Origin of the sequence: Streptomyces sp. NPDC058796, assembly GCF_042745235.1 — a bacterium.
Lineage (GTDB): Bacteria > Actinomycetota > Actinomycetes > Streptomycetales > Streptomycetaceae > Streptomyces.
Genome location: NZ_JBHYOP010000002.1, coordinates 268,824 through 280,739, shown reverse-complemented (window position 1 = coordinate 280,739; position 11,916 = coordinate 268,824). Strand labels below are relative to the sequence as shown.

Annotated in this window: 15 protein-coding genes; 2 read left to right on the top strand and 13 right to left on the bottom strand. The window is 67.4% G+C overall.

Annotation, left to right across the window (positions count from 1 at the left end; all coding sequences use genetic code 11):
- Positions 1-394: 394 nt before the first annotated feature.
- Both ACFW47_RS06595 and ACFW47_RS06590 read left to right on the top strand, forming a co-directional pair.
- On the top strand, positions 395-1,477 hold the full coding sequence (locus ACFW47_RS06595; RefSeq protein ID WP_386281541.1) for a glycosyltransferase family 2 protein: 1,083 nt from the start codon (positions 395-397) through the stop codon (positions 1,475-1,477).
- Between the two features lie 4 nt (positions 1,478-1,481).
- Positions 1,482-1,688: a hypothetical protein gene (locus ACFW47_RS06590; RefSeq protein WP_386281544.1), complete on the top strand. Its 207-nt coding sequence runs from the start codon at positions 1,482-1,484 to the stop codon at positions 1,686-1,688.
- Between the two features lie 68 nt (positions 1,689-1,756).
- On the opposite strand, the gene ACFW47_RS06585 is transcribed toward ACFW47_RS06590, so the two are convergent.
- From ACFW47_RS06585 to rpmD, 13 genes are all read right to left on the bottom strand, one after another.
- A complete protein-coding gene (locus ACFW47_RS06585) occupies positions 1,757-3,265 on the bottom strand; it encodes a polysaccharide deacetylase family protein (protein WP_386281547.1) in 1,509 nt (502 codons plus the stop codon).
- A gap of 225 nt (positions 3,266-3,490) precedes the next feature.
- Complete coding sequence (gene truA / locus ACFW47_RS06580) at positions 3,491-4,345, bottom strand: tRNA pseudouridine(38-40) synthase TruA (protein ID WP_386281549.1); 855 nt, start codon at positions 4,343-4,345, stop codon at positions 3,491-3,493.
- Between the two features lie 140 nt (positions 4,346-4,485).
- On the bottom strand, positions 4,486-4,986 hold the full coding sequence (rplQ, locus tag ACFW47_RS06575; RefSeq protein WP_386281551.1) for a 50S ribosomal protein L17: 501 nt from the start codon (positions 4,984-4,986) through the stop codon (positions 4,486-4,488).
- A gap of 200 nt (positions 4,987-5,186) precedes the next feature.
- Positions 5,187-6,209 (bottom strand): DNA-directed RNA polymerase subunit alpha, encoded by a 1,023-nt coding sequence (locus ACFW47_RS06570; protein ID WP_003966937.1) that lies wholly within the window; start codon positions 6,207-6,209, stop codon positions 5,187-5,189.
- Positions 6,210-6,332: 123 nt separating this feature from the next.
- On the bottom strand, positions 6,333-6,737 hold the full coding sequence (gene rpsK, locus ACFW47_RS06565; protein ID WP_007443997.1) for a 30S ribosomal protein S11: 405 nt from the start codon (positions 6,735-6,737) through the stop codon (positions 6,333-6,335).
- A 66-nt stretch (positions 6,738-6,803) separates the two neighbouring features.
- Positions 6,804-7,184, bottom strand: a complete 381-nt coding sequence (gene rpsM, locus ACFW47_RS06560; RefSeq protein ID WP_004984507.1) for a 30S ribosomal protein S13 — start codon at positions 7,182-7,184, stop codon at positions 6,804-6,806.
- 204 nt (positions 7,185-7,388) lie between these two features.
- Entirely contained in the window at positions 7,389-7,502 is a 114-nt protein-coding gene (gene rpmJ / locus ACFW47_RS06555) for a 50S ribosomal protein L36 (RefSeq protein WP_003974245.1), read from the bottom strand.
- A gap of 68 nt (positions 7,503-7,570) precedes the next feature.
- Positions 7,571-7,792, bottom strand: coding sequence for a translation initiation factor IF-1 (gene infA / locus ACFW47_RS06550; protein WP_003948620.1), 222 nt, complete (start codon positions 7,790-7,792; stop codon positions 7,571-7,573).
- 282 nt (positions 7,793-8,074) lie between these two features.
- A complete protein-coding gene (gene map, locus ACFW47_RS06545; protein ID WP_386281555.1) occupies positions 8,075-8,911 on the bottom strand; it encodes a type I methionyl aminopeptidase in 837 nt (278 codons plus the stop codon).
- Between the two features lie 155 nt (positions 8,912-9,066).
- Entirely contained in the window at positions 9,067-9,720 is a 654-nt protein-coding gene (locus ACFW47_RS06540; RefSeq protein WP_217245477.1) for an adenylate kinase, read from the bottom strand.
- Positions 9,720-11,033 carry a preprotein translocase subunit SecY gene (gene secY / locus ACFW47_RS06535; RefSeq protein WP_386281558.1) on the bottom strand — a complete coding sequence of 438 codons (1,314 nt, stop codon included), beginning with the start codon at positions 11,031-11,033 and terminating at the stop codon, positions 9,720-9,722. Before secY ends, ACFW47_RS06540 begins: the two co-directional genes overlap by 1 nt.
- A gap of 241 nt (positions 11,034-11,274) precedes the next feature.
- A complete protein-coding gene (gene rplO / locus ACFW47_RS06530; RefSeq protein WP_023547373.1) occupies positions 11,275-11,730 on the bottom strand; it encodes a 50S ribosomal protein L15 in 456 nt (151 codons plus the stop codon).
- Positions 11,731-11,732: 2 nt separating this feature from the next.
- The gene (gene rpmD, locus ACFW47_RS06525) at positions 11,733-11,915 is read right to left on the bottom strand and encodes a 50S ribosomal protein L30 (RefSeq protein WP_003974250.1); all 183 of its coding nucleotides are present in this window, start codon (positions 11,913-11,915) and stop codon (positions 11,733-11,735) included.
- Position 11,916: the final 1 nt, after the last annotated feature.

Genomic DNA, 11,916 nt, shown 5'->3' with positions numbered 1-11,916 from the left:
CTTGGCCCTCACAACTAACCCCATCCCCCCACATGCGTGACCTTCCTCACGCCGAAATAGCACAACCCCTGCCGTGATTGCCTGAATTGATCGGATTCACAAACCGATGACGGATAACGGGCGACTAACCCCGTGTCCAATTTGCGTCGGATACCCCCACTAGTAGGGACCTGCTCAAGCACTCAAGAGTCGGACATGCTTGCGGTATCTTCACAAGCGCATTCGCACTGCCCACAGAGAGTGGGTCTGTCGCCTCAAAAGAAAACAGGGTGGGGGGATCGCCTTGTCCGTCATCGACACGGGCCACGACCGGGCTGACTCGCAGCCGGCGGCTCGAAGCCGTCACCGAAGAGGCCGCGGCGGAAACGTCCGCGCCGCCCCCACCACGACCACCATGGTCTACGAGACCGTCGTCCTGGTTCCCGCGAGGAACGAGGAGGTCGGGGTCTTCACCTCTCTCGAGTCCCTGTCCCAGCAGACCCGCCGGCCCGACCTGATCGTCGTGGTGGTCAACAACTCCACCGACCGCACCGAGGACTACGCGCTCCAGTTCGCCGAAGACGAGAGCACGCCGCCGACCGTCGTGCTGAACTTCCCGGACAACCCCCACAAGAAGGCCGGCGCCCTCAACTACGGCCTGAGCTGGCTCAGGCAGTCCGTCGGCGGCCGCCTCAACGGCCGCGTCGGCCACATCCTCGTCATGGACGCCGACACCGAACTGCACTCCCGGTTCATCGAGCGCGCCCGCAACGTCATCTCGTCCGATCCCGAGATCGGCGGTGTCAGCGCGGCCTGCCTCGGCCGTACCGACCTGTGGCGGAGCCCCTGGCAGCGGTTCCTGCTCGGCATGCAGATCATCGAGTACGGCCGGGCGGCCAACTCGCGCTTCCGCAAGGACGTCCACACCATGTCGGGCGCCGGCTCCTTCTACCGCGCCGAGGCCCTGCAGGGCCTGATCGACTGGCGCGGCGAGGTGTTCTGGGAGGACCACCGCAACCTCGTCGAGGACTACGAGACCACGCTGGCGCTCAAGGAGTCCGGCTGGAAGGTCACGGCCAATCAGCTGTGCATCGCCTACACCGACCTCATGCCCACCCTGCGCGAGCTGGTCCAGCAGCGCGAGCGGTGGAGCCGGGGCACCGTGGACGCACTGCGCCGCCGTGGCTGGACCAAGTTCACCTGGCACTCCATCATCACGATGATCCTGGGTCTGTTCGGCTTCTCGTACATCTTCATCTGGGGGGCCCGCCAGCTCCTCGCCGCGGCCCAGTACAGCCTGAACACACACCCGCTGCTGTGGGCCCTGCTCGCCTTCTGGATCATCTATCCCGCGATGCGGGTACGGAATCTGGGCTGGAAGGCGATGCTCGTCGAGGCCCTGCTCATCCCCGAGTTGGTCTACACCGTCGTACGCGCCTACTGGCTCGTGTCATCCATCCTCAAGTCCTACGTGACGCGTGTGTCCGCCTGGAAGTAGAAGAATGAACACCCTCAGAGGCCTCGGGGCCTGCGCGGTCCTCGCGGGCATCGCCTATACCGTCACGAAGGTCACCCAGGTCGAGATCGTCGTCATCGGCTTCACGTGCCTGGCCGTCACCCTCACCGTGCTGGGCTGGATACTCTCCGTCAAGCGGAGCCGGCATGACCGCCGGGCGGCCGGCGGCGGCAGGCGGGCGCGCCGCTCCTGACCGCACGCCGCACACCTTCGAACGCCGGGGGCGCCGCACAGATCCTGTGCGGCGCCCCCGGCGTCGTGTCAGGTGTAGTGCGCCATCGCCTCCTGCACCGTCAGTACCTCGATGCCCCGCTTGTCGATCTCGCGCATCAGGAGTTCGAGGCCCTGGGTGCTCAGTTCCGTGTTCACCGTGGGAACGCCCTGGACGATCCGGTGCAGACACAGGATGAGCCAGTCGCCGCCGCGCGCACAGCGGTCCAGCGCGCCGCCCGCCTCGATCACGTCGGCCAGCGTCTCACCGCCGATCTTCTTCCCGTCGTTGATCCCGGTCAGCGCCTTGAGCCGGTACGGCATCGCCGGGGCGAAGCTCTCGGTCGTCTCGGAGATGATGGAACGCGCGGTGGTGAAGTGCCGGGCGGCCAGCATGTCGACGGGCACACCGTCGCGGGTCTTCCCGAACGCCCCGTGCGGGTAGGCGAAGTGCTCGCTGGTGAAACCGCGGGCGACCAGCCACTCGCGCAGCTTGCGGAAGTCGTCGTCGACCTCCTCCGCGGTCAGTTCCGGGTAGCTCGCCTCATGGGCCTTGAGCGAGTAGGCGTGTCCGGCCATCTCCCAGCCGGACGAGTCCTGCAGGGAACGCATCTGCCCGATGCTCATGAAGGGCTCGGTGTCTATCGCGTCGGCGATGTTGTAGAGCGTGCCGGGCATCTGGTACCGGTCCATGACCGGTCGGGCGAAATCGTGCACCGAGCCGTGCGAGTCGTCGAAGGTGATCGAGACGACGCCCTTGGGAAAGACGTCCGTGGTGTCCGGCACCACCTCGACGGCCTGGAGGCGGTATGTGACCGGCCCCTTCCCGTCGTCGTACACGGCGAACGACATGTCGGTGAAGCCGGACCGGTCCGACGGCTCACCGCGCGACGACAGCTCGTAGTCGCCGCCCGCCCCGGCGACGTCCGCCCACTGCAGGTGGACGGTGACCCAGTCCCCCGACTGCACGTAGTTGGTGCCCTCGGCCGCGTGGTAGTGGAAGGTCCAGCTGAAGTTGTCCGCCAGTTTCCGGCTGCCCAGGTAGAACTCCATCCGCTCCAGACGGGCGACGTCCTCCACCTGGAAGACGAGACGGAGCATCTTCCCCTTGAGACTCATCGGTTCCATGCCGGTACGGCGTACGAAGGACTGGACACCGTCACCGCGCGTGGTGACCCGGTATGAGCGGTCGCCCCGGGTGAAGACCTCGGCGTCGGAGTCGGAGGACGCGGTGCCCTCGCCGCCGGCCGACCACTCGTGCCCTTCCTGGAACTGCTCGCTCCAGGTCGCCCGCCGGTACCGCGGGCGGCGTCCGCTCGGGGCGTACGTCGGCGGAGTCAGGTTCTTGGCACTCCCGCCCACCCCGAGATCGACGGCCCCGGTGGCGCTCTCCGCCGACGCGGGCAGGATCAGGTCCTTGCCCGCCACCCCCGCGGCCACGCCGCCGGCCGTCAGCAGACCGCCGAGCCCCAGCAGGCCGAGCGCCGAACGCCGGCCCACCTTCGCCCTGGAATCCCGTTCGGCGGACGCCGACGCCGAGTGCTTTCTGGCTCTGGACAAAGTGGCTCCCCGGCTCACAGCGGATCCGGCCACGCACGACAACACCGGACGGCCGCTCCCCATGGGCGCGTCCGGTGGCAGGACAGGTGTCGGAACAGGCAGTCGTGGCGGCCCGACGGCCTCGCCGTCCCCCAGCACCCCACCGGCGGACATTCCGGTGGTTGATGTGAACGAGGCGTCGTCGAACAGCAGTCTAGCGGGGCACACCCGTCCCGCACCGCGCGTTCAGCAGCAGCCGCTCCCCGGCAGCGTCCTCTTGTTCCGCGCCTCCAGGTTGCGTGCCGCCAGCATGTCGTCGGCGGGATAGCCGACCTCCTCGAGGGTCAGCCCGTGCGGCCGGACCACGTGGACGGCGGAATCCCGTACGCCCGCCGCGAGCACCTTGGCCGGCCAGTCGGGCGTGCGGTGGCCGTCGCCGACGAAGAGCAGGGCGCCGATGAGCGAGCGCACCATGTTGTGGCAGAAGGCGTCGGCACGGACGGTGGCGGTGATGATCCCGTCGTCGCCGCGGACCAGGCTCAGCTCCTGGAGGGTCCGGATGGTCGTGGCCCCCTCCCGCCTCTTGCAGTAGGCGGCGAAGTCGTGTTCTCCCAGCAGCCCGCGGGCGGCCTCGTTCATGGCCTCCACGTCGAGCGGCCAGTCGTGCCACAGGACGTGCCCGCGCAGCAGCGGGTCGACACCACCGGGGTTGTCGGTGACGCGGTACGCGTAGCGCCGCCAGACGGCGGAGAACCGGGCGTTGAATCCGGGCGGCGCCTCGCGCAGAGCCCAGACCCTGACATCCCGTGGCAGCCTCCCGGCGAGCCGCTTGAGCAGCTTCACGTGGTGCTCGGCCCACACCTCGCGCTCCAGATCGACGTGCGCGACCTGCCCCCGGGCGTGCACGCCCGCGTCGGTCCGCCCGGCCACGGTCAGGTCGTACGTCCGCCCGGACCGCGTGACCGTCCGCAGCGCCTCCTCGATCTCCCCCTGCACGGTCCGCCGCCCACCGGCCTGCTTGGCCCACCCGGAGAACTCGGACCCGTCGTAGGAAAGATCCAGCCGCACCCGCACGAATCCGGCCTGTACTTCGTCACTCACCCAAAGATCCTCTCACCCACACGAAAGCGGGCCCGCCCCTCGAAAGGAACGGACCCGCAACGCCCTGAAGGGGCGCGGGGAACTGCGCGGCCGGCCACCACGAACCCGCGGCCGCCGACGCACAGTCCCCGGCAGAACGCTTACGCGTCCTTGGACTCCTCGGCGGGAGCCTCGTCGGCCTTGGTCGTGTCGACCTTGGCCTCGGCAGCCTCGGTGCCCTCGGCGTCCTTGGCCGCACGCTTCGTCGCGGCCTCGGCCTCGCCGGTGGCCTCCTGCGCCACGGTCAGCGCCTCGACCAGCTCGATGACGGCCATGGGCGCGTTGTCGCCACGGCGGTTACCGATCTTGGTGATCCGGGTGTAACCACCGGGACGGTTCTCGTAACGCGGGCCGATCTCGGTGAAGAGCGTGTGGACGACGCTCTTGTCCGTGATCACCTGGAGCACCTGACGGCGGTTGTGAAGGTCGCCCTTCTTCGCCTTGGTGACCAGACGCTCGGCGTACGGACGCAGCTTGCGCGCCTTCGCCTCGGTGGTGGTGATCCGGCCGTGCTCGAAGAGGCTCTTCGCGAGGTTCGCGAGGAGCAGCTTCTCGTGCGCGGCGCTGCCGCCCAGACGGGCACCCTTGGTGGGCTTCGGCATGGTGTTTCTCCTAGGTGTCTGCCCCGGCCGTATCAGGTACCGGAGTCAGTATCCGAGCAGGCGGTCGCCTGTCGGAGATCCGGGGCGCCTTTTCACACGCCCCGGAGCGTCCGCGCCCCAGAGGGGCGCGGGGCGGTGTCGACATGCGACTCCGTCGCGTGGGCGCGACCAGCCACAACCGAACCGCAGCCGAGAACCGATCAGTACTGCTCGGTCTCCACGAAACCGGCGTCCGCGTCGTCGTCGGCGCCGAAGGCGTCCGCCGCGGCGGTCGGGTCGAATCCGGGCGGGCTGTCCTTCAGGGCCAGGCCCATACCGGCCAGCTTCGCCTTGACCTCGTCGATGGACTTCGCACCGAAGTTGCGGATGTCCAGGAGGTCGGCCTCGGAGCGAGCAACCAGCTCACCCACGGAGTGGATGCCCTCGCGCTTGAGGCAGTTGTACGACCGAACGGTGAGCTCCAGCTCCTCGATCGGCAGCGCCAGGTCGGCGGCGAGCGCGGCGTCCGTCGGGGACGGACCCATGTCGATGCCCTCGGCGTCGATGTTCAGCTCGCGGGCGAGGCCGAACAGCTCGACCAGCGTCTTACCGGCGGAGGCCATGGCGTCACGCGGACGCATCGCCTGCTTGGTCTCGACGTCGACGATCAGCTTGTCGAAGTCGGTGCGCTGCTCGACACGCGTGGCCTCGACCTTGTACGTGACCTTGAGAACCGGCGAGTAGATCGAGTCGACCGGGATGCGCCCGATCTCCTGACCGACCTGCTTGTTCTGCACGGCGGAGACGTAGCCGCGACCGCGCTCGACGGTCAGCTCCATCTCCAGCTTGCCCTTGCCGTTGAGCGTGGCGAGGACGAGGTCGGGGTTGTGCACCTCGACACCGGCCGGCGGCGCGATGTCGGCGGCGGTGACCAGACCCGGGCCCTGCTTGCGCAGGTACATCACGACCGGCTCGTCGTGCTCCGAGGAGACGACCAGCTGCTTGATGTTGAGGATCAGGTCGGTGACGTCCTCCTTGACGCCCGGCACGGTGGTGAACTCGTGCAGGACGCCGTCGATGCGGATGCTGGTGACAGCAGCGCCGGGGATCGACGACAGGAGGGTGCGGCGGAGGGAGTTGCCGAGGGTGTAGCCGAAGCCCGGCTCCAGCGGCTCGATGACGAACCGGGAGCGGAACTCGTCGACGACCTCTTCGGTCAACGAGGGACGCTGAGCGATCAGCATGTGGTGATCCTTCAGTCAGGGGCGCCCGCTATTTGACGCCCGACTAGTACTGCAAGGGTACGGGCGATACGGCCCGAAAGAGCCGTACCGCCCGAAAACCCTGGTGAAGCAGGTGAAGCGAGATCAGACGCGACGACGCTTCGGCGGACGGCAGCCGTTGTGCGGGGTGGGCGTGACGTCCTGGATGGAGCCGACCTCGAGGCCGGTCGCCTGCAGGGAGCGGATGGCGGTCTCACGACCGGAACCCGGGCCCTTGACGAAGACGTCGACCTTGCGCATGCCGTGCTCCTGCGCGCGGCGGGCAGCCGACTCGGCGGCCATCTGCGCGGCGAACGGCGTGGACTTCCGGGAGCCCTTGAAGCCGACGTGGCCGGCGGAGGCCCAGGAGATCACGTTGCCGGTCGGGTCCGTGATGGACACGATCGTGTTGTTGAACGTGCTCTTGATGTGCGCGTGGCCGTGAGCGACGTTCTTCTTTTCCTTGCGGCGCACCTTCTTGGTCGCGCCCTGACGTCCCTTGGGGGGCATGTCGTTCTCCTACGGGAGGTGGTCGGTCCTACAGCGAAGACCGCTGGACGGCGAGTCCGCTGTGGACTACTTCTTGCCCGGCTTCTTCTTGCCGGCGATGGCGCGACGCGGGCCCTTGCGGGTACGGGCGTTCGTGCTGGTGCGCTGACCGCGGACGGGCAGACCGCGACGGTGACGGAGACCCTGGTAGGTACCGATCTCGACCTTGCGGCGGATGTCGGCCTGGATCTCGCGACGGAGGTCACCCTCGGTCTTGATGTTGTTGTCGACGTACTCGCGGATCGCGACGAGCTGCTCCTCGGAGAGATCCCGAACACGGGTGTTCGGGTCCACGCCGGTCGCGGCGAGCGTCTGCTGCGAGAGGGTCCGGCCGATGCCGAACACGTAGGTGAGGGCGATCTCCACGCGCTTTTCGCGCGGGATGTCAACACCGGAAACGCGTGCCATTCAATGGCTCCAGTTGATTGTCGGAGGTCTTCCGCAGAACCGGATCCCGGCCGCCGGCACCTTCTCTTTCAAAGGCTTGGTACGGCTCGGGTCCCCGGCCTCCGAACCGGGGGTGTCAGGCGTCTTCCGCCCGGGTCCTGCGTATGAACATGTTCAGCTCGCGTCGCGCGAAGTCATGCGAATCGCGGAGGGAACGGTCAGGCGTCAGCCCTGGCGCTGCTTGTGGCGCGGGTTGTCGCAGATGACCATGACCCGACCGTGACGGCGGATCACCCTGCACTTGTCGCAGATCTTCTTGACGCTCGGCTTGACCTTCATGGGTGTGAGGTTCTCCGGGTCAGTTGCCGGCGGACCCGCGCGCGAGGCGCACGGGGCGTGGGCAAGATCTACTTGTACCGGTAGACGATCCGGCCACGCGTCAGGTCGTACGGAGACAGCTCCACCACGACCCGGTCGTCAGGGAGGATGCGGATGTAGTGCATGCGCATCTTGCCGCTGATGTGTGCCAGGACCTGGTGGCCGTTCTGGAGCTCCACCTTGAACATGGCGTTCGGAAGAGACTCGACGACAGTGCCTTCGATCTCGATGGCACCTTGCTTCTTGGCCACGCTTCGCCCTTCGAATCGACTACCTTGATCGACTCCCGTGCGTTGTAGCATTCGCATGCGGACATGCGGGTGCACCAGAGCCGACGAGTCAGTCTACGTCAGCAAACCCGGAAAGGCGAAACGGGGAAGTCTGCCCCGGATACCTGATCGCTATGCGAGGGGGCCGGGAGCGGCGGTGACGCGCAGCACGCCGCCCCCCGCGGGCTCGGCGCCGAGGGGTATCTCACAGGCTTCGAGCGGCTGCGCCGGCCTCCGACCGGCGGTCCCGGCTCCCCACCGGCCTCACGCCAGCGGATCCGGCGCCGCCGTGATCCCCAGCTCCGCCAGCTTCGCCCGACCCCCGTCGACCGCCGTCAGCACCAGCGGACCCTCCTCCGTCAGGGCCACCGAGTGCTCCCAGTGGGAGGACCAGGTGCCGTCCGTCGTGATGACGGTCCAGTCGTCCTCGAGGACCTCCGTGCGCGGGGTGCCGAGGGAGACCATCGGCTCGATGGCCAGGCAGAAGCCGGGGACCAGCTTGGGACCCTTGCCGCGCTTGCGGTCGACGTAGTTCAGCAGGTGCGGGTCCATGTGCATCTCGGTGCCGATGCCGTGGCCGCCGTAGTCCTCGATGATCCCGTACTTGCCGCCGCCGGGCTTCGGCTGGCGGCGGATGTACGTCTCGATGGCCCGGGAGACGTCGACCAGGCGGTTGCCCTGCTTCATCGCCGCGATGCCCGCCCACATCGACTCCTCGGTCACCCGGGAAAGCTCCACCAGCTCCGGGGAGTGACCGGAACCGACGAAGGCCGTGTAGGCGGCGTCGCCGTGCCAGCCGTCGATGATCGCGCCGCAGTCGATGGAGATGACGTCGCCGTCCTTGAGGACCACGTCGTCGGAGGGGATGCCGTGGACGACGACCTCGTTCACGGACGTGCAGATGGTCGCGGGGAAGCCGCCGTAGCCCAGGAAGTTCGGCTTGGCGCCGTGGTCCGCGAGTACCTTGCGGGCGACCTGGTCCAGGTCCCTGGTCGTGGCGCCGGGCACGGCGGCCTCGCGCGTGGCCGCGTGGATGGCGGCGACGACCAACCCCGCCTCACGCATCTTGGCGATCTGCTCGGGGCTCTTGATCTGCACCATGGGGACTGCGGCCTTTCTGGACCGGTGGGGACGGGCACACGTTCCGGCAGGGTTCCCGGGAACGCTTCCAACGATACGGGGCGGGGTCCACCCACCCCACACAGCTCAGCCGCGGCCCCCGGGCGAGGGACCGCGGCTGCAGCCGGAGTGACGAACTACTGGTCGCGCTTGAGCGCCTCCAGCGCGCGGCCCGTGACCTCGTTCACCGGTCCCGTCGCCGCGATGGTGACGACCAGGCCCTGCGCCTTGTAGTAGTCGATGATCGGCTCGGTCTGCGTGTGGTAGACCTCCAGCCGCTTGCGGACCGTCTCCTCCGAGTCGTCGTCCCGCTGGTACAGCTCGCCGCCGCAGACGTCGCAGACGCCTTCCTGCTTCGGCGGCGTGTACGTCACGTGGAAGACGTGCGCGGAGTCGTTGCGGCAGACGCGCCGGCCGGCGATCCGCTTGACGACCTCGTCCTCGGGAGCCTCGAGGTCCAGCACCGCGTCGAGCTTCATGTCCTCGGTCTCGAGCAGCTCGTCCAGCGCCTCGGCCTGCGACACGTTGCGCGGGAAGCCGTCCAGCAGGAAGCCGCCCTCGGCGTCGGGCTGCTCCATGCGGTCCTTCGCCATGGCGATGGTGACCTCGTCGGGTACGAGGTTGCCGGCGTCCATGTAGGACTTCGCGAGCTTGCCCAGCTCGGTCTGCTGGCTGATGTTCGCGCGGAACAGGTCGCCCGTGGAGATGTGCGGGATGTGCAGCGTCTCGGCAAGGCGGGTGGCCTGCGTACCCTTCCCAGCACCCGGCGGCCCGACGAGGACGATTCGCATCAGCGGAGGAACCCTTCGTAATTGCGCTGCTGGAGCTGGCTCTCGATCTGCTTCACCGTCTCGAGACCGACACCCACGATGATCAGGATGCTGGTCCCGCCGAACGGGAAGTTCTGGTTTGCCCCGAAACCGGCCAACGCCATTGTCGGTACGAGAGAGATCAGGCCCAGATACAGCGAACCCGGCCAGGTGATCCGGTTGAGTACGTAGCTCAGATACTCAGCGGTCGGTCGGCCAGCCCGGATGCCCGGGATGAACCCACCATACTTCTTCATGTTGTCCGCGACTTCCTCGGGGTTGAACGAGATGGCCACGTAGAAGAAGGCGAAGAAGACGATCAGGAGGAAGTACAGCACGATGTGCGGCGCGGCCTCGGGGTCGGCGAGGTTCTGCTGGATCCAGGTGGCCCAGCCCGCGGTCGAGCCGGAGAACTGGACGATCAACGCCGGGATGTAGAGCAGCGACGAGGCGAAGATGACGGGGATGATGCCCGCCTGGTTCACCTTGAGCGGGATGTACGTCGACGTACCGCCGTAGGAACGGCGGCCGATCATGCGCTTCGCGTACTGCACCGGGATGCGGCGCTGGGCCTGCTCGACGAAGACCACCAGGCCGACCATGACGAAGCCGACCAGCATGACGATGCCGAACTCGATCCAGCCGCCCGCCAGGTCGCCCTCCTGCTTGATGGCCCACAGGGCGGAGGGGAAGGTCGCGGCGATCGAGATGAACATCAGGATCGACATGCCGTTGCCGATGCCGCGGTCGGTGATCAGCTCACCGAGCCACATGACGACGGCCGTACCGGCGGTCATGGTGACGACCATGACGACGGTGGTGAAGATGGCCTGGTCGGGAACGATCTGCCCGGCGACGGTGCAGCCGGAGAACAGGGCGCCGCTGCGGGCGGTGGCGACGAGGCCGGTGCCCTGGAGGATGGCGAGGGCGATGGTCAGGTAGCGGGTGTACTGCGTGATCTTCGCCGTGCCCGCCTGGCCCTCCTTCTTCAGGGCTTCCAGGCGCGGGATCACCACGGTCAGCAGCTGCAGAATGATGCTCGCCGTGATGTACGGCATGATGCCGAGCGCGAAGACCGTGATCTGCAGCAGGGCGCCACCGCTGAACATGTTGACCAGGCCGAAGAGGCCCTGGTTGCCGGACGCCTGGTCCACGCACTCCTGGACGTTCTTGTAGTCGACGCCTGGAATGGGGATGTGGGTACCGAGCCGGTACACCACGATGATGCCGAGCGTGAAGAGCAGCTTCTTGCGCAGGTCGGGCGTCTTGAACGCCCGGGCGAACGCGGTGAGCACGGTGCCTCCTGCGACCCCCGCGCTACTGCGTCAAGGGTGACGGTCTTGAGGTTCGACTGACGACAAAGTAAGTAACGGTCAACTGCCGCTCAGGGTGCCTCATGTGACGCACCCGTGAAAGAGGGCAGCGCAGGCCACCTTACCGGCGGGAGCACTTCCCTTGGAACGACCAACCGGGGATACCCCTTTTGTGGGGCATCCCCGGTTGGGATCGCTCATGTCATCGACACGCCTGAGTAGTTCAGACGAGCTCGGTGACGGTACCGCCGGCGGCGGTGATCTTCTCCTTGGCGGAGCCGGAGACGGCGTCGACCGTCACCTGCAGCGCCACGGAGATCTCGCCCTGGCCGAGGACCTTGACGAGGCTGTTCTTGCGAACGGCGCCCTTGGCCACCAGACCCTCGACGGTGACCTCGCCACCCTCGGGGTACAGCGCGGCCAGCTTGTCGAGGTTCACGACCTGGAACTCGGTCTTGAACGGGTTCTTGAAGCCCTTCAGCTTCGGAAGACGCATGTGGAGGGGCATCTGGCCACCCTCGAAGCGCTCCGGAACCTGGTAACGGGCCTTCGTACCCTTCGTACCACGACCGGCCGTCTTACCCTTCGACGCCTCACCACGACCGACACGGGTCTTGGCGGTCTTGGCGCCGGGGGCCGGACGGAGGTTGTGGATCTTGAGCGGGTTCTGCTCCGCCATGATCAGTCGACCTCCTCGACCGTCACGAGGTGGCGGACGGTGTGCACCATGCCGCGGAACTCGGGGCGGTCCTCCTTGACGACCTGCGTGTTGATCCCCTTGAGACCAAGGGAACGCAGGGTGTCACGGTGGTTCTGCTTGCTGCCGATGTAGGACTTGACCTGCGTAATCTTGAGCTGCGCCATG